This is a genomic window from Flavobacterium xylosi (assembly GCF_042787345.1).
In the GTDB taxonomy this organism is placed as follows: Bacteria; Bacteroidota; Bacteroidia; order Flavobacteriales; family Flavobacteriaceae; genus Flavobacterium; species Flavobacterium xylosi.
The window spans coordinates 130,235-149,504 of record NZ_JBHZPZ010000005.1; the positions used below are offsets into that span (position 1 = coordinate 130,235).

Consider the following 19,270-nt stretch of genomic DNA (forward strand, 5'->3'; position numbering starts at 1 on the left):
TTATTTATTATCTAAAATTATAAACTTTATATCGAGGTAAATTTACACATTAAAAGATAAAAAGGGAATAAAGAATCCTAAAAGTAAGCCTGACCAAATACCTATAATAAAATATTAAAAAGTTTCAATTCCATTAATTATAATTGTTATTTTGTAATTCTAATACAAATTTGATATGTTGAAAAACAATTTAAGATATATTTCCCTGCTATTAATTTTAGTAATGATGGGTTGTGCCAAAAGAGGAACCATAACCGGAGGCTTAAAAGATACGATTGCACCCGTTTTGAAAATGAGTTTCCCTAAGAATTTTAGCACCAACTTTAAAGGAGACGAAATAAAATTGGTCTTTGACGAAAACATTAAATTAAAAGATCTAAACAAGCAATTAATCATTTCTCCTCCAATGAAACAGCAGCCTTTGATTTTACCAACTACTGCCAGTAAGTTCATTACAATTAAAATAAAAGACACCCTTCGGCCTAACACAACGTATAGTTTCAACTTTGGTCAAAGCATTTCTGACAACAATGAAGGAAACTCTTTTAACCAGTTCAAATATGTATTTTCAACTGGTGATTACATCGATTCTTTATCTCTTAATGGAAAAGTGAAGGATGCGTATGACAAAGAAATAGAGCCATTTGTTTCTGTAATGCTTTATGAAATAAATGACACTTTTAAGGATTCGGCAATTTATACTGATACCCCTAAATATATCACTAACACACTTGACAGCTTGAAAACTTTTAAATTAGAGAATTTAAAAGCCGGAAAATACCTTCTTGTTGCAATGAAAGACTACAACAGCGACAATAAATTTAATCCAAAAAAGGACAAAATTGGGTTTAACAAACAATACATAACCATCCCGAATGACACGGTTTACGAATTACAATTATTCAAGGAAGATTTACCGTTTAAAGCTTACAAACCAAGTCAAGGTTCGGGCAATAGGTTAATTATGGGTTACGAAGGAAAAGTGAACTCAGAAAATGAAAGACCTAAAATAATCTTAAAAAACAAAAATGAGATACTTCCTTCAATTGTTACTCAATTCCCAAAAAAGGATTCCCTCCAAATATGGTTCAAACCTTTAAAAGCGGATTCATTAGCCTTAACGGTTAACAGGGATAAATATCAACAGGATTTTACCTTAAAAATCAAAGAACAGAAAAAAGACACTTTAAGTATTACTGCGGTACAAAATGGGGTTTTAAATTTCAGAGATCGTTTGGCTTTTGAAACGACTACACCGTTAGTTAAATTTGATAATTCAAAAATCACAATAGTCAATAAAGCCGGAACTACCGTTCCTTTCACATCTGAATATGACGAATTTAATCAAAAATTATATTTAGATTTCAAAAAAGAGCCTTCTGAAGAATATGCTTTTACAATTCAACCTGGTGCATTAACTGATTTTTTCGAAAAATCAAATGATACATTGGCTTATAAAGTAACCACAAAAACTACCGCTGAGTATGGGAATCTGAGCGTTTCTTTACAAAATGTGAAACAATTCCCTGTCATAGTGGAATTGACAAATCAAAAAGGAGAAGTTTTAGCTACTGAATACTCGGAGAAAAACACCACCATAGACTTTAATTTAATTGAACCTGCCTTATATTCTCTTCGTGCAATTTATGATGTGAATAAAAATAAGGAATGGGATTCAGGAAATTATTTAGAAAAACGCCAAGCCGAAGAAGTTATTTATTTCTCAAAAGAAATTGATGTTCGTGCCAATTGGGATGTTAATCAGATTTTTGATTTAAGCATTCCATATAGCCCGGAACCGAAGAAGAAAACGGTGAAAAAGTAGGGATTTAAGAATAATGATTAACGATTTTTGATTATTTTTACAACATCTGAAATCAAAAATCGTTAATCATAAATCACAAATATTTTATTCTTTTATTTCAAACGAATCTCTATCAGTAAGAAAACCTAATTTTTGTCTTGTCAACATCATTTTTTCTTTATTTAATTCAACCGAAAAAATAGCTTCAGATTCAGTAGGTTCAAACAAATACTCCCCAAGACAATCGACAACTTGCGAGTGCCCGGTATATTGATACCCATTATCATCCTCGCCTGTTCTATTCACGCCAATCACATAACTCATGTTTTCTATTGCGCGCGCTTTAAGTAAAGCATCCCAGGCATTTATTCTTGTTTTTGGCCAACTTGCAACATAAATTAGCAAATCATAATCTTCAGAATTCCTTGAGAATACAGGAAATCGTAAATCATAACATACTTGGAGACAAATTTTCCAATCTAAATAATTGATGATTACTTTTTGTGTTCCGCTAGTGTACACTTTATCTTCACCTGCTAGAGTAAATAAATGTTTTTTATCATAGCATTGAATTTCCCCTGACGGAAATACGAAAACCATTCTATTGTAGAAATTATTATTTTCTTCAATAACTAAACTTCCCGTAATAGCGCTTTTTTTGGATTTTGCCAACGCTTTAAGCCACGTTATCGTTTCGCCTTGCATTGTTTCAGCAACATTCAATGAATTCATTGTAAAACCCGTTGTAAACATTTCAGGAAGTATAATCAGATCCATATTTTCAGAAATTGAATTTATTTTTACTTCGAAATAGTTTCGGTTCTCTTTTGGACTTTCCCAAATTAAAGGCGATTGGATTAGGGTAACTTTCATTTTAAATCATTTTTATAAAGATAAAAAAAAAACGCATTCAACTTTTACATTGAATGCGTTTATAATTTCACTTATTAGGTTTTATCCTTTCAAACTTGCAGATAAATATTCTCTATTCATTCTAGCGATGTTTTCAAGAGAAATTCCTTTTGGACATTCTACTTCGCAAGCTCCAGTATTGGTACAGTTACCAAAACCCTCCGCATCCATTTGCGCAACCATATTCAATACACGGTCAGTAGCTTCCACTTTTCCTTGTGGCAATAAAGCAAACTGAGATACTTTAGCAGCAACAAATAACATAGCCGAAGAGTTTTTACAACTCGCCACACAAGCTCCACAACCAATACATGTTGCAGCATCAAAAGCTCTGTCCGCATCATGTTTAGGAATAGGAATTGTATTGGCATCAATAGTGTTTCCAGATGTGTTTACAGAAACAAAACCACCAGATTGCTGGATTCTGTCAAATGCACCTCTATCAACCACTAAATCTTTAATTACTGGAAACGCTTTTGCTCTAAATGGCTCAATAAAAATAGTATCCCCATCTTTAAATTTACGCATGTGCAATTGACAAGTTGCTACTCCTCTATCCGGTCCGTGCGCTTCTCCGTTTATGTATAAAGAACAGGATCCGCAAATTCCTTCGCGACAGTCATGGTCAAAAGCTACAGTGTCTTCTCCATTTACGATTAACTCATCGTTCAAAATGTCAAGCATTTCAAGAAAAGACATATCTGGTTCAATTCCATCTATCGGATATTCAACTATTTTTCCTTCGGCAGCGGCATTTTCCTGACGCCATATTTTTAATGTAAGTTTCATTTTTTTTGTAAGTATTAAGTATTAAAGAATTAAGTATCGAGACTTTTCTAAATACTATTTATAACTTCTTTGAACTAGTTTAACATTTTCGAATTTCAACTCTTCTTTGTGTAGCACTGCATCGCTAGGTTTACCTTTGTATTCCCATGCTGCAACGTATGCAAAATTTTCGTCGTCACGTTGCGCTTCACCTTCTGGTGTTTGATATTCTTCACGGAAGTGACCTCCACAAGATTCGTTTCTATGCAAGGCATCTTTAGCAAACAACTCTCCTAATTCAAGGAAATCTGCAATACGAAGTGCTTTAGCCAACTCTGGGTTAAAACTGTCCGCTGTTCCAGGAATTTTTACCTCTTTATAAAATTCGTCTCTAATTGCGGCAATTTCATTTTGCGCTTCTGTTAAACCCGCTGCATTACGAGCCATTCCAACTTTGTCCCACATGATTTTCCCTAATTTCTTATGGAAATAATCTGCTGGCTTAGAGCCTCCGTTATTCATTAAAGCCTCAATTTGAAGCTTAACATTTTTCTCTGCTTGTTCAAATTCTGGAGAATCAGTAGAGATGGTACCCATTTTAATATCTGGCGCCAAATAATCTCCAATAGTGTATGGAAGAACGAAATATCCATCAGCCAAACCTTGCATCAATGCAGAAGCTCCCAATCTGTTCGCTCCGTGATCTGAAAAGTTAGATTCTCCAATAGAGAAACAACCCGGAATCGTAGTTTGCAAGTTATAATCAACCCAAGTTCCGCCCATCGTGTAATGCACGGCAGGATAGATCATCATAGGAGTTGAATATGGATTCTCATCCACAATTTTCTCATACATTTGGAACAAGTTACCGTATTTATTAGCCACAACTTCTGTTCCTAATTTCGTAACCAAAGCTTTATCATTCTCGTCTAAATGTTTTAATCTCGCTTGATCTACTCCGTATCTTTCAATTGCCGCGGCAAAATCAAGGTAAACAGCTTCTCCCGTTTTATTAACACCAAAACCGGCATCACATCTTTCTTTAGCAGCACGAGAAGCAATATCTCTAGGTACTAAATTTCCAAAAGCAGGATATCTTCTTTCTAAATAATAATCTCTGTCCGCTTCTGCAATTTGAGTTGGTTTTAACTTCCCTTCTCTGATCGCCTTGGCATCTTCTAGTTTTGCAGGAACCCAAATACGTCCATCATTACGCAACGATTCTGACATTAACGTCAATTTTGCCTGATGATCTCCAGAAACTGGAATACAAGTCGGGTGAATTTGTGTGTAACAAGGATTCGCAAAATACGCGCCTCTTTTATGAATTTTCCAAGCTGCAGTTACGTTACTTCCCATCGCATTAGTCGATAGGAAAAACACGTTTCCGTATCCTCCTGAAGCAATAACTACGGCATGAGCAGAATGTCTTTCGATTTCTCCTGTAACCAAGTTACGAGCGATAATCCCTCTTGCTTTTCCGTTTACGATCACTAAATCAAGCATCTCGTGACGGTTGTGCATTTTAATTTTTCCACGACCGATTTGGCGATTCATTGCTGAATACGCTCCTAATAATAATTGTTGTCCTGTTTGTCCTTTTGCATAAAAAGTTCTAGAAACTAATGTTCCTCCAAAAGAACGGTTATCTAGCAATCCACCATATTCACGGGCAAAAGGAACACCTTGAGCCACACACTGGTCAATAATATTAGTAGAAACCTCAGCAAGACGGTGAACGTTTGCTTCACGGGCGCGATAATCACCCCCTTTTACTGTATCGTAAAACAAACGGAAAACGGAATCCCCGTCTCCTTGATAATTTTTGGCAGCGTTGATTCCTCCTTGTGCAGCAATAGAGTGCGCACGACGCGGTGAATCTTGAAAGCAAAATGCTTTCACGTTATATCCTAATTCTGCCAAAGTTGCAGCGGCAGAACCTCCAGCTAAACCTGTACCAACAACAATTATATCTAAATTACGTTTGTTAGCAGGGTTTACTAAATTAATATGATCTTTATAATTTGTCCATTTGTCCGAAATTGGACCGCTAGGAATTTTTGAATCTAATGCCATTTATAATTTAATATTAATGATTAAAATAATGAAATAATGCAATGAAAATGAAACCAAAAGGAACTACAATTGCAAACGCATATCCCAATTTATGTAATGATCTTGAATACTTGTTGTTGAATCCTACTGATTGAAAAGAGGAATTGAAACCATGCCATAAGTGTAATGACAATAATAAAAAAGCAATACTGTACAAGGCCGTGCGAACCGGACTTTCAAACTTTTCAGCTAATTCATGGAAGTATCTCGTTTCATTCAATGGATTAACATCTACATATTTATAAACCATTTCAGGGAACCAAAAATCGTAAAAATGCAACGCTAAAAAAGCCAAAACAACTGAACCGGAAACAATCATATTTCTTGAAGCCCAAGAAGAATTAGCCCCTCCATTATTTCTTGCATAAGAAATTGGTCTTGCGCTACGGTTTTTGAAATCTAAAACAAAACCCATGATAAAGTGAAAAACTACCCCAATAATCAGAATTGGCTGAATAACGAATTGAACTAATGGATTATTTCCCATAAAATGGGATATTGAATTGAAAGTATCGGAACTAAAAACCGATGTCATATTGATAAAAAAGTGCTGTGCTAGAAACAACATCAAAAAAAGTCCTGAAAGAGCCATAGCTACTTTTTTTGCTATTGACGATTTCAATAATGCAGATTTTGCCATAAGATTTATATAATTTGTTTTTAAAAATGCTACAAAAATAAAGCAATTAGTGATGAACTACAACCTTTTCGTTGTTATTTATAATGATTTTAAAGTGCTAATACCAACCATTTAACACCTCTTCTAAAACTAACCCTTAACGCCACAAACCAAAGAGTTTCCATTATACAAATGTGAAAAATTGAGGATTCTGTTTTTATGGATTTAGCTAATAATTGCAATCAAATTATCGAATCCATAATTATGACCGTTTTATATTTTAAAATCCATAAAATAGTTCAAAAAAAACACTTTCTATGTTTAAAAAAATCGTGATTTATTAATTGCCATTACCCTTTATTCGCAAAATATTCAACCAGAAAAAGAATTAACTCACCCTACTTTGAAGACATAAACATAGGTTCCTCGATAAAAACTTTGGCTAAAACTAAAAAACAGCGAACCAACAAATAAAAAATCAGCTAAATTTAGCCATATACTGCTGCACAATCAAATCCGTGTTCTCATTTCGAACTTTCTGTTCTAAATGAATTGGAGGAGAAGCTCTTTCCAGGCAATTCTTAACTGCACAGGTCTCACAGGTCACGCCTACAATTTGTTTTTGAATGGATTTATTATCAATGAATTTGAATTTTTTCTTCACACTGGGCGTGATTAATATCCCCACAGAAATACTTCTTAAACAATCTTTTTTGAACGGATCCAGTGTAGCTGACGAGAAAACCAAATACTCATTACTACTGTTATCATAACGAGAAATTTGCGCATCAAAAAAGTGACTTTTATTTTGTTTTATCGCATTCTCAATCGTCTTGATTGATATCCATCTTCGGCAATAATGCTCATTCATTTCATTGGCGTGTGGCTCTTGCTGATTAGTAATATGTAATTCTTTTTTAATCTGATAGGTATCCGCCCCAATTTTATGGGACAATCGCAGAAAAAAGAGATTTTTTAACTGAAAATCTTTTGGCAAAATATTGGTCAGCCTTTGATAAAAAGACTCGGGCGAAACATTGAATTTACCCATAAGCTGAATCATTTCTTGTGGCTTAGGGTCTGTTTTAGATAAAAACAAATTCAATTCATCAATTAATTGTTGTCTTGGAATAAGTAATGCACCGGCAAAATAAGAAGCATAGAAATTATTAAGTACCTGATCGAAATTATCAAATTTTATCCAACTAAAAGTAAATAGTCTTTCGGTAATTTCAAGGTAATTATAAGCGATTTCTTTGGCCAAAATAAAAGCTTTTTGAGGCTCATCAATATCTAGAGAAAGTAATAACGTTTTGCTTTTAGGAACAAAAATCGATCTTAAATCTCCCAGTTCTTCTTGCTCTGAAAAAACAATTTCTTGAATAGTATAACCATATTCTTCAATCAAGATGGCAGACAATTCCTCAATGGAAATTTTGGTGTCAATATTTATGTGAAAGGCTTTAGAGAATTGCAATACTTTCAATTCTAAATCTTCAAAATAATTATTGTGAGCTTCTTGATAAGAACGCAAGGCAGCCAAGAAAAAACTCTCGCGTGTTAAATTATAATGTTGGGCAATCTCAATAATGGTGCTTATAAAAGCATTTACTTTTGCAGGAGCATTAGCAATAATATCGATAAGATCATTTTCCTGAATCCCAAAAATCTCCAAAGGAATCTCTTTCAAGATACCCGATTTTAAAATTTCACCAATGGGCGCCAAATTATTATCCAGTTTTAAGGAAACCATGTGATCATAAGAAACATCCAGTTTTTCCGACAGAAGAATAATCTTATCTGTTTTTGGATATTTTTTTCCTTTCTCGATTTCGTTTAAGTACGATTTTGAAAGGTCTGTAATTTTAGCCAAACCAAATAAAGACAAGTTCTTATTGGTGCGGGCTTGCTTGAGTTTTAACCCAAAAATCAACTTGATATAATCCTTTTCTATATTCATAAATCAAAGATACGCTAAAAAACAAAAACACCAAAAAAATATTTTTTGCATTTTTAGCGTACGTTCGCTTGTTTTGTAAAAAACTTTTTGTACCATTGTAATGTAAAACGAATTAGCCATGATACAACAAAACGAAACAACCGAAAAATTACTTCAGTTATCAACTGAAACGAATCACCATTATCCAGAAATATTGACGGATGAGGCGATTGATTTTTTAACAGACTTGCATCAGAAATTTAATAACAAAAGACTTTCGTTATTAGAAGACCGAAAAAATCAACAGGTCTTATTTGACCAAGGAGCATTACCAAGTTTTCCTGCCGAAACAAAAAGCGTCAGAGAAAACAATTGGGAAGCCGGAAAAACTCCAAAAGACTTATTAGACAGAAGAGTCGAAATAACCGGTCCTGTTGACAGAAAAATGGTCATTAATGCACTTAATTCGGGAGCAAAAACTTTCATGGCCGATTTCGAAGACAGCACTTCACCAACCTGGAGTAATTTGATGAGTGGACAACAAAACTTGAAAGATGCCGTAAATAGAACCATCACTTTAGAAGACACCAAAAAAAATAAAAAATACAGTCTAAATGAAAAAACGGCAGTATTAATAGTTCGCCCAAGAGGCTTGCATTTGCCGGAGAAAAATATTTTGATTGATGGTCAACAAGCCTCAGGATCACTTATTGATTTTGGACTGTATGCTTTCCATAATTACAAACAACTTACCGAAGATGGAACCGCTCCCTATTTTTATATTCCAAAATTGGAACACTATTTAGAAGCAAGATGGTGGAACGAGGTTTTCGAATTTACACAGGAATATTTGGGAGTGCCAAACGGAACATTCAAAGCAACTGTTTTAATTGAAACCATAACTGCCAGTTTTCAATTGGACGAAATCATTTTTGAACTAAAGGATCACATCGTGGGTCTTAATTGCGGGAGATGGGATTACATTTTTTCATACATCAAAAAATTAAGAAATAATCCGGCTTTTATTGTTCCAAACAGAGACCAGGTAACAATGACTTCTCCATTTATGAGTGCTTACTCACAGTTAGTTATTCAAAGATGCCACAAACGTAATATTCATGCAATAGGTGGAATGGCAGCTCAAATTCCAATAAAAAACGATGATGAAGCGAATACAATTGCTTTCAATAAAGTAATCGCCGACAAAGAACGTGAGGTACAAAACGGACATGACGGCACTTGGGTTGCGCATCCGGATTTGGTTTCATTAGCCATGACCATTTTCGACAAACACATGCCAACAGAAAACCAAATTAATGTAAAAAGAGAAGACGTACACGTTACCGAAAAAGATTTATTAGAAATTCCAAAAGGAACAATCACGGAAGAAGGAGTTCGAAAAAATATCAGCATTTCTGTTTTGTATATCGCATCCTGGCTAAACGGACAAGGTGCCGCAGCATTACACCATTTGATGGAAGACGCTGCAACTGCCGAAATATCAAGGTCACAATTGTGGCAGTGGCTTAAAAACGAAGTGGTATTAGACAATCAAAAAGTATTAAATGAAAAATACTACCACCGAATGGCAATGGAGGAATTCGAAAAAATCAGAAAAATGGTTGGAGATGAAAATCATGAAAAACAAAAATACAGATTGGCAGAACAACTATTAGACATCTTAGTGGTAAACGATAATTTCATCGAATTTTTGACAATCCTAGGATACAAATACATTTAAAATTCCACTAAAATCAATATCAATAAAAAAACTATTAACAAACAACCATAAAAACGCATAAAATGAAAACAACAGAAACAAGAATTCAAGAATTAGTTGCAGACTGGATCACTAATCCACGATGGAAAGGTGTCGAACGCCCTTATACTGCTGAGGAAGTTATCAAATTACAAGGGTCTTACATCATAGAACACAGCGTCGCAAAAATTGGAGCTAACAACCTATGGAACAAACTTAATTCTCAAGATTTTGTAGCTGGACTTGGTGCATTAACGGGCAATCAGGCAATTCAAGAAGTTGAAGCAGGTCTAGATGCGATCTACTTAAGCGGATGGCAAGTTGCCGCTGATGCAAATGTTGCCGGCGAAATGTACCCAGACCAATCTTTATACCCTGCCAACAGTGTTCCTCTAGTTGTAAAACGAATCAACAACGCACTTTTACGTGCCGATCAAATACAAGTTGTTAACGGTACAACTGACAAAAAACAATATTTAGTTCCTATAGTTGCTGATGCCGAAGCCGGTTTTGGAGGTAATCTAAATGCTTTTGAATTAATGAAAGCGATGATTGAAGCAGGCGCAGCAGGAGTTCACTTCGAAGATCAATTGAGTTCAGCTAAAAAATGCGGTCACCTAGGCGGGAAAGTTTTAGTACCAACACAAGAAGCAATCAACAAACTGATCGCAGCAAGATTAGCGGCTGACGTTATGGGAACTCCAACTTTAATCGTGGCTCGTACCGATGCTGATGCTGCCAATTTATTGACAAGCGACATCGATCCTAGAGATGCCAAATTCATTACAGGTGAGAAAACAGGAGAAGGATTTTTCTATGTAAATTGCGGAGTTGAGCAAGGAATTGACAGAGGATTGAGCTATGCGCCTTATGCTGATTTGATTTGGATGGAAACCAGCAATCCTGATTTGGCTTATGCTAAACAATTTGCAGATGCCATTCACAAAGAATTTCCAGGCAAAATGTTAGCCTACAACTGCTCGCCTTCATTCAATTGGGCTGCAAAATTATCTGTTGCCGAAATGGAAACGTTCAGAGAAGACCTTGCTGCAATGGGATACAAATTTCAATTCATCACATTAGCTGGATTTCATGCCTTAAATACCAGTATGTTCGAATTATCAAAAGCGTACAAAGAAAGAGGAATGGCCGGTTATTCTGAATTACAGGAAAGAGAATTTGCTTTGCAAAAACATGGTTTCAAAGCCGTAAAACATCAAGGTTTCGTAGGAACATCTTATTTCGATGCCGTACAAAATACGGTTACTACAGGAAAATCTTCAACCACGGCCATGAAAGATTCTACTGAAGTATCACAGTTTTAATAAAAAAAGCAGTTAAGAACACAAAATGTATTTGGTCTGAAAAACAAATTTCAGACTATTACGTTTTGTGTTTTTTTATATAATTTTGCCAAATTCGTAACTAAAATGATTTAAACTTACTATTTTTGAGTAATTAAAAGTTTAAACACAATTGTTATGAAATACCATCAAATTGACCGCGACTTATTTATAAAAAATCGTGCTAAATTCATGGCTCAAATGAAGCCAAAAAGTGTAGCAGTATTTAATTCCAACGATATTTACCCCGTTTCTGCGGACAGCACTTTGCCTTTTGCGCAACACCGAGATATTTTTTATTTAAGCGGAGTAGATCAAGAAGAAAGTATTTTATTGCTTTTCCCCGATGCGCCTTACGAAAACCAAAGAGAGATGTTATTCCTGAAAGAAACCAGCGAACACATTGCAATTTGGGAAGGTGAAAAACTGACTAAAGAGCGCGCTCTGGAAGTTTCCGGAATCAGAACGGTTTATTGGTTACAGGATTTCGAAAAAGTTTTATTCGAAATGATGACACATTCTGATACAATTTACATCAATACGAATGAGCATTACCGCGCTACAGTAGAAACCGAAACCCGCGAAGCCCGTTTTGTAAAATGGTGGAAAGAGAAATATCCGGCACACGCAGTCGCAAAAAGTAATCCTATATTACAACGCCTTCGTTCTGTAAAGGAAAGCGAAGAATTGGATTTAATCCAAAAAGCATGTGATATTACCGAACTTGGTTTTAGACGATTATTGCCTTTCGTCAAACCCAACGTAACCGAATATGAAATTGAAGCCGAACTGATTCACGAATTCATTCGCAATCGTTCCAAAGGTTTTGCTTACACACCTATTATCGCTTCGGGAAACAATGCTAATGTGTTGCATTACATCGAAAACAACCAACAATGTCACGCTGGTGATTTGATTTTACTAGACGTTGCTGCCGAATATGCTAATTATTCCAGCGATATGTCAAGAACCATTCCTGTTTCAGGGAAATTTACAGGCAGACAAAAAGACGTTTACAATGCTGTTTTGCGTGTAAAAAAGGAAGCTACCAAAATGCTTGCTCCGGGAACACTTTGGAAACAATACCATATCGAAGTCGGGAAAATCATGACTTCTGAGTTGTTAGGTTTGGGTCTTATTGACAAAGCCGATGTGCAAAACGAAAACCCAGACTGGCCAGCCTATAAAAAATATTTCATGCACGGAACCTCCCACCACATGGGATTGGACACGCATGATTACGGAATTCTAACGGAACCTATGCAAGCTAATATGGTTTTCACAGTAGAACCGGGAATCTATATTCCAGCCGAAGGTTTCGGAATTCGATTAGAGGATAATATAATTGTTCAGGAAAGCGGCGAACCATTCAACATGATGCGCAACATCCCAATTGAAGTAGACGAAATCGAGTCCTTGATGAACGCCTAAAATTTTCAGTTTACAAATAACAAATCGGTTTACAGCAATGTGAACCGATTTTTTTTGGGCGCAACCCAGCCTCCGTAAACTCCGGCTGCGTCGGGCTATCCGCTAGAAGTCCTCGTCTCGTCCAAAAAGACGAGACTGCGGGCTTTCCGCTATTATCCCTTGCGCGCTTCAACGAGAAAATCGATAACTCAAAACATCAATTCCAAAATTCATCTTAAAGCTGTAACTTTATAATCATCCTTCCGACATATTTAAAAATTCATTGTACGCAAAACAAATTTTTTATATAATTTGAATCATTAAGAAAATTTCAGCCTAAATCTTAATGAAACTTAATTTCTTAATTGTTTAAAAAAGATTAACTAAAAACTTAAAATATAGAAAACATGCAAGCACACGAAATAGATTACCACATATATGGCGAGGAAATGCAATATGTAGAAATAGAATTGGATCCACAGGAAATCGTAATTGCCGAAACCGGAAGTTTTATGATGATGGACAACAACATCCAAATGGAAACCATTTTTGGAGATGGATCAGAACAACAATCCGGATTATTTGGCAAACTGTTGAATGCCGGAAAAAGAGTTCTTACAGGCGAAAGTCTTTTTATGACAGCGTTCATCAACCAAAATAACACCAAAAGCAAAGTTTCATTTGCAGCTCCCTATCCGGGAAAAATAATTCCGATAGACTTGACCCAATTTGGTGGTAAATTCATTTGCCAAAAAGATTCCTTTCTTTGTGCAGCCAAAGGCGTTTCTATTGGAATTGAATTCTCTAAAAAACTGGGACGCGGACTTTTTGGCGGAGAAGGTTTCATCATGCAAAAAATCGAAGGAGACGGAATGGCGTTTGTACATACCGGAGGAACATTGGCCAAAAAAGAATTAGCCGCAGGCGAAATTCTAAAAGTAGATACAGGTTGTATCGTTGGTTTTACAAAAGACGTTGATTACGACATTGAGTTTATTGGCGGCATAAAGAATTCCATTTTTGGTGGCGAAGGTTTATTTTACGCAACGCTTCGAGGTCCGGGAACGGTTTACGTACAATCCTTGCCTTTCAGCCGACTAGCTGATCGAATCATAGCTTCTGCTCCAAAATCAGGAGGAAGCAATCGTGACGAGGGCAGTTTATTAGGAGGATTAGGAAGTCTTCTTGATGGCGAAAGACGATTCTAAATTTTATAAGCGGCTTTCAAAAATGGGAACCGTTTTTTTAACCATATGAGTCATTTAAGCAAATAGAAGTAGTGTTTAAATGACTAACATAGTTGAAAAACACTTTTTGTTTAATAATTCTGTTAAAATATTTTTTCAATTTTTATTCGTGTTTTTTAGTCTAATTCGCCACAACAATTCTAAAAACTTATATGACTTATCTGTTTAAAAAAAATTAAAGTCCTAATTTTGCAGTCGCTCAAAACAAAACTAAAAAAGTGAAACAAATTCTCTTTAAAAACACCAACATTTCCTACTCCGATACCGGGAAAGGCACCGCTATTGTTTTGCTACATGGTTTTCTGGAAAACAAAACGATGTGGGAATTTTACATTCCGGAGTTGGCCAAAAAAAATCGGGTGATTACTATCGATTTATTAGGTCATGGCGAAACAGAATGTTTAGGATATGTGCAAACGATGGAGGAAAATGCCGATGCTGTTCACGAAGTTTTATCCGCATTGCGAATTCGTAAGGCCATTTTTGTTGGTCATTCTATGGGAGGTTACGTCGCTTTGGCTTTCGCAGAATTGTATCCTGAAAAGGTAAAAGGATTGGTTTTATTGAATTCAACGGCAAAAGCCGATAGCGAAGAACGAAAAATAAATCGCGATCGCGCTATTAAAGCGGTGAAGAAATCTTTTATAAATTTTGTGTCACTTTCAATCGCTAACTTATTTAGCGAAAATAACAGGGAAAGACTTTCATCAGAAATAGAAAGTGTAAAAATCAAAGCTTTAAAAACACCACTTCAAGGAATTGTAGCTTCATTAGAAGGAATGAAAATCAGAAAAGACCGAGAAGTTTTATTGCACCTTACGCCCTATCCTAAACTGTTAATTTTAGGAGAAAAAGATCCTGTTTTAAATTACGTAGAAACCAAAGAACAAATAGAAAACACCGAAGTGAAACTCGTTACTTTTCCCGATGGACACATGAGCCACATTGAGAACCAAGACCAATTATTAAAAACGTTTTTATTATTTTTTAAAAGCATTTAAATTATTTTCTCTTCAAAAGGAATAGTTACATCTAAAATCTCATTCAACAAAACGACTATTTGTTCCAAATAATTGGATAAAACTTCCTCGTTGATAATTGAATTCATTTCTTTTTCTTCTTTAAAAGCAAAAGGTAGAAATCCGCCTTTTAAATTCTTAAAGGAAATAATCCCCGCTTCTATTGGTTTCCCTTTCGCCTCCTGCTCATACATATAAGCATAGGCCAAAACCTGAATGATTTTGTCATTTTTAATATCTTCGGTTAATCCTTTCCAGGATTTTAAAGTGACGCTTGCTTTTTCTACTTTTCCCGTTTTATAATCAATGATTCGAATCGTTCCGTTGCGTTCTTCGATTCTGTCTACATTTCCTTTTATCAATACCGGAAAAGGCAAGCTAGGGTGATTTAATGATCTCTCGAAAGTTTTTTCTAAAGCCAAGATTTTAATAGCATCGCCATTTTTAATACTTTCCAGCTCCACTTTTAGGAAATTTGAAACATTGCGCTTGGCAACTTCAAAAGCCAAAAGATTGCGTCCTTTTTTTATTTCACCTTCTTTGTAAACCAACTTGAATTGTTTCAAGACTTCAGCATCAATTTGCTTGAAACAGTTTAAAATACCACTTTCTGAAATAAATCTACCAATGAATGGTTCGTACAAAACTTTCAAAGTTTCATGTATAATGGTTCCCAGCGTATTCAAAGCAATATTCTCCTCCACTTCTTCGACTTCACTGATGCGCAAAATCTTTTGGAAATAAAACTGAATCGGATTCCTGATATAACTCGTCAATGCCGAAGGAGAAAATCCTTTTTCTGCAATTTCCTTCAATCGCAACATCACACTTTCCGACTTTGGAATTACCATTGGTTGATAAGCTGTTTCAGGCAAAACAGCATTGTAAATCTCGTGCGTAAGTGTATGATTCTTTTGCTTTTCGACTTCCAGTTGGGTGATAAATCGACTTTTTTCACCTGCATCCAATCCTTCACTTTCGGTGTTATAAAGCAAATAAATGGTTTTGGCCCTTTGCAACAAGTGATAAAAATGATACGTATAAATGGCATCTTTCTCTTTGAAAGTGGGCAAACCCAGTTCGCGCTTCACATCATACGGAATAAACGAATTCTGGGATTTCCCTGCAGGAAATTTACCTTCATTCATTGAAGTAACGATTACAGTGTCAAAATCCAATACACGACTTTCCAATACACCCATAATTTGCAAACCATTCAACGGTTCTCCTTCAAAAGAAACGGCAGCTAAATCAATTACTTGTTTGTAAATGGCGTAAAGCGTTTCTATTTTATCGATGTGTTTGTGTTGAGAGTAATAATTAATCAGTTTGTTAATTATTTTAAAAATAGCAAAGACAAAAGCTTTGGTTATTTTCTCCTCCTCATTATCATTACTTAGGTTATTTTTAATTACTTGCAGCAACTTAGAAATAGATTCTAAAACCGCAATCGAACCATTTTCCCATCTTTTAAATAATAATAAAAATAAATCACTTGCATCTGAATGAAGTTCAAGGAGCTTTTTATGAGTTATAAAAGTGTAATTATTTTTATTAATTGTGTTGACTAATGCACTGGTCTTCGCGTGAGGCTCCACTAAAGGATGCGTTAAAATGTCGAGTACATCTTTATAATACAAAACATAATCTTTGGCATTTCTGGACAATGCATTCGTATGCATTTTGAACAATTTGGCTATCAAAATCTGAGCTGGATTATTTTTACTCGAATAGCCCATAGTTATGTTCAATGCTCCGACACTTGATGGCAAAGAATACAAAAGCGGAACCAATAAATTTTCCTCTCCCAGAACAACCGCTACTTTATCTAATGAAGCATCAGTCCCGAGGCTTCGGGATTCATTGATAATATTTTCTATTATACTTCCGGTAATTTTAGCTTGACCAATAGATTTTGGCGTGCCTATAACATGAATGTTTTTTGTTTGCGCAAAATCATCTACAATCCATTCGAAAGGATTGGATTTATAATGTTTCCAACTTTCTTTGAAACGCCTTACAAACAATCCTGCATCGTGATATGGATCATTGAGAAAGGTTTGATCTACATCCCAATATATCTTGGCGCAGTCAGAAGCGATTAAATGTTGTATAATTTTCTCTTCAGCGGCATTCAGCGCATTGAAGCCAGCAAAAATATATTGTTTATCCGCAATTGAATTAGAAAAATGACTTAAATTATTTACTGCCTCGCGATAAATTAAACCTTGATACCCAATTCTTTTATTTAATAAATGTATATAAAGTGAATTGTAATAATTGGGCAATAATTTCCAAAAATCAATATATTTCTCCAGTAATGCAGTTTTATTTTCAACTTCAATTCCCCATTTTTTTATGTCTTCAATGTCTTTCAGATAAGACAAAACATAAGAAGGATCTAATAAATACCGATCAATTTCATTAAAATCCTGCAACAATGTTTTTGCCCAATTAGCAAAAAGTTCAAATGACTGTTGGTTTGATTTTTCAGTAATAGACAAATAAACTTCATAAAATTCAAATAATAATTCGATTGGATCTATGGAACGTATATTAGAAATATCCTGAATAAAATCTTCAATACTAATAATTTCAGGCGAAAGGATATTCGTTGATACTTTATTCTTTAAAGCTTCTATCAAAAATATTTTGGCTCGTTTGTTTGGCAAAACAACTATTACATTGGATAACTCATTTGAATAATTTTCAATTAAAACGGCAGCAATTTTATCTAAAAAAGAGGTATTTGTCATTTTATAAAAATAAAAAAAACGCCCCGATAAATCGAGGCGTTTTGCATAAATATTTTAGAAAAATTTATTCTTTGATTAAAGAAATTTCAGTTCTTCTGTTCATTGCTTTACCTTTTGCAGTTTTATTAGTTGCAATTGGTTTAGTTTCACCAAAACCTGAATGTTTTAATCTGTCAGCAGCGATTCCGTTTTCAATTAAATAATTTTCAACTGCGTGAGCTCTATTTTCAGATAATGTTTGGTTCATTTCATTAGAACCATCGCTATCAGTATGACCTTCAATCAAGAATCTTGAATAAGGATATTCTTTTAAGATTGCAGTAATTGATTGTAAAGTTGGGAAAGTTTGTTTTTTGAAAGTAGATTTTCCAGAATCAAACAAGATTGTTCTACTGTACTCATTTAATTTCATCATAACTTCTTCAGAAACTTCAGGACAACCTTGATTAGCAACAGTACCTTTTACATCGATACATTTGTCATCTTTGTCTAAAACACCATCTCCGTCAGTATCTGGCCAAGGACAACCTGCGTTTTCTTTAGGACCTGCAACTGTAGGACATTTGTCATCTTTGTCTGCAACACCATCTCCATCAGCATCTGGACAACCATTCAATGCAGCTAAACCAGCAACTTCTGGACAAGCATCATCTTTATCAGCTATACCATCTCCATCAGTATCAGGACAACCTTTCAATGCAGCTAAACCAGCAACTTCTGGACAAGCATCTTCGCTATCTTGAATACCATCTCCATCAGTGTCAGGACATCCGTTAAATTGTTTTAAACCAGCAACTTCAGGACAAGCATCGTCTTTGTCATAAATTCCATCACCATCTGTATCTTTACCACCAAATTTGAAAATAAGACCAGCTGAATGTTGAAAATGTGATGGAGCATCTGGAACACCAGCTGCATCTTCTCTATCACCAAAAGATTTTTTATATTTTGTAGCAAGTTCTAAACCAACATTTTCAGTAAACCAAAAAGTTAATCCAGCACCTGGATTTAAAGTTCCGTAACTGCTATCACCAAAAAATGTATAACCTCCACCAACAGATAAAGACGGATCAATCACTTTGGAATTGATCAAGTTCATCATGCTGTATCTGATAGTTGCATCAATACCATAATACATTAAGTCTCCTACTTTAGATACAACGTACCCACGAGAATCATGACCAACTGCAGTTGGTGCAAATCTCACATATTTATCAATTTTGTTTACAGAACCAGAAAGACCAAAAGAGAAATTATCTCCTACGAATTTAGACACACTAAGATAAGATACTGAAGGAAGAATGTTCCAATTGTCTTTTGCAGCGAATGGTTGAGAAAAATGACGATCTGCCCAATTTTTTCCACCACCAGCACTCGTTCTGGTGTCAACAGCATTAACTCCAAAAGAGATTGCCCATGGGTTGTTACTGTCTTGTGCGTGAGAACTTAATCCCATCACCATCATCACAGCAAATAAAAGTTTGTTAAGATGTTTCATACTTATTTTTTTTAATTAAAAATTTAGTTAATTACAAACAAAAGTAGTGCGTAATTTTATAAATACAAAATGAAATGTTAA

The 19,270-nt window shown here is 35.0% G+C and carries 13 protein-coding genes; 6 read left to right on the forward strand and 7 right to left on the reverse strand.

All coding sequences use genetic code 11. The features are described from left to right. Positions 1–175 precede the first annotated feature (175 nt). Positions 176–1,825 carry an Ig-like domain-containing domain gene (locus ACFX5E_RS05835; protein ID WP_379854244.1) on the forward strand — a complete coding sequence of 550 codons (1,650 nt, stop codon included), beginning with the start codon at positions 176–178 and terminating at the stop codon, positions 1,823–1,825. A gap of 84 nt (positions 1,826–1,909) precedes the next feature. Here the strand turns inward: ACFX5E_RS05835 and ACFX5E_RS05840 are convergent, their stop codons facing one another. The 5 genes from ACFX5E_RS05840 to ACFX5E_RS05860 all read right to left on the reverse strand — a co-directional run bounded on the left by ACFX5E_RS05840 (position 1,910) and on the right by ACFX5E_RS05860 (position 8,178). Then, on the reverse strand, positions 1,910–2,677 hold the full coding sequence (locus ACFX5E_RS05840) for an amidohydrolase (RefSeq protein WP_379854245.1): 768 nt from the start codon (positions 2,675–2,677) through the stop codon (positions 1,910–1,912). Between the two features lie 81 nt (positions 2,678–2,758). Next, entirely contained in the window at positions 2,759–3,505 is a 747-nt protein-coding gene (locus ACFX5E_RS05845) for a succinate dehydrogenase/fumarate reductase iron-sulfur subunit (RefSeq protein ID WP_379854246.1), read from the reverse strand. A 54-nt stretch (positions 3,506–3,559) separates the two neighbouring features. Beyond that, the gene (locus ACFX5E_RS05850) at positions 3,560–5,560 is read right to left on the reverse strand and encodes a fumarate reductase/succinate dehydrogenase flavoprotein subunit (RefSeq protein ID WP_379854247.1); all 2,001 of its coding nucleotides are present in this window, start codon (positions 5,558–5,560) and stop codon (positions 3,560–3,562) included. A gap of 13 nt (positions 5,561–5,573) precedes the next feature. After that, complete coding sequence (locus ACFX5E_RS05855; protein ID WP_379854248.1) at positions 5,574–6,239, reverse strand: succinate dehydrogenase cytochrome b subunit; 666 nt, start codon at positions 6,237–6,239, stop codon at positions 5,574–5,576. A gap of 457 nt (positions 6,240–6,696) precedes the next feature. Beyond that, positions 6,697–8,178, reverse strand: coding sequence for a helix-turn-helix domain-containing protein (locus tag ACFX5E_RS05860; protein WP_379854249.1), 1,482 nt, complete (start codon positions 8,176–8,178; stop codon positions 6,697–6,699). 118 nt (positions 8,179–8,296) lie between these two features. Between ACFX5E_RS05860 and aceB the strand changes: the two genes are divergently transcribed. From aceB to ACFX5E_RS05885, 5 genes are all read left to right on the forward strand, one after another. Next, positions 8,297–9,898 carry a malate synthase A gene (aceB, locus tag ACFX5E_RS05865; protein WP_379854250.1) on the forward strand — a complete coding sequence of 534 codons (1,602 nt, stop codon included), beginning with the start codon at positions 8,297–8,299 and terminating at the stop codon, positions 9,896–9,898. Positions 9,899–9,960: 62 nt separating this feature from the next. Further along, the gene (gene aceA, locus ACFX5E_RS05870) at positions 9,961–11,241 is read left to right on the forward strand and encodes an isocitrate lyase (RefSeq protein WP_379854251.1); all 1,281 of its coding nucleotides are present in this window, start codon (positions 9,961–9,963) and stop codon (positions 11,239–11,241) included. Between the two features lie 156 nt (positions 11,242–11,397). Then, positions 11,398–12,690: an aminopeptidase P family protein gene (locus ACFX5E_RS05875; protein ID WP_379854252.1), complete on the forward strand. Its 1,293-nt coding sequence runs from the start codon at positions 11,398–11,400 to the stop codon at positions 12,688–12,690. Between the two features lie 386 nt (positions 12,691–13,076). Next, on the forward strand, positions 13,077–13,877 hold the full coding sequence (locus ACFX5E_RS05880) for a TIGR00266 family protein (protein WP_379854253.1): 801 nt from the start codon (positions 13,077–13,079) through the stop codon (positions 13,875–13,877). Positions 13,878–14,134: 257 nt separating this feature from the next. Beyond that, positions 14,135–14,917, forward strand: a complete 783-nt coding sequence (locus ACFX5E_RS05885) for an alpha/beta fold hydrolase (RefSeq protein ID WP_379854254.1) — start codon at positions 14,135–14,137, stop codon at positions 14,915–14,917. Here the strand turns inward: ACFX5E_RS05885 and ACFX5E_RS05890 are convergent. Together ACFX5E_RS05890 and ACFX5E_RS05895 are read right to left on the reverse strand one after the other, a co-directional pair. Beyond that, the gene (locus tag ACFX5E_RS05890) at positions 14,914–17,691 is read right to left on the reverse strand and encodes a PD-(D/E)XK nuclease family protein (RefSeq protein ID WP_379854256.1); all 2,778 of its coding nucleotides are present in this window, start codon (positions 17,689–17,691) and stop codon (positions 14,914–14,916) included. The two genes, ACFX5E_RS05885 and ACFX5E_RS05890, sit on opposite strands and share 4 nt — an antisense overlap. A gap of 64 nt (positions 17,692–17,755) precedes the next feature. Next, positions 17,756–19,189, reverse strand: a complete 1,434-nt coding sequence (locus ACFX5E_RS05895) for an OmpA family protein (protein WP_379854257.1) — start codon at positions 19,187–19,189, stop codon at positions 17,756–17,758. Positions 19,190–19,270 lie beyond the last annotated feature (81 nt).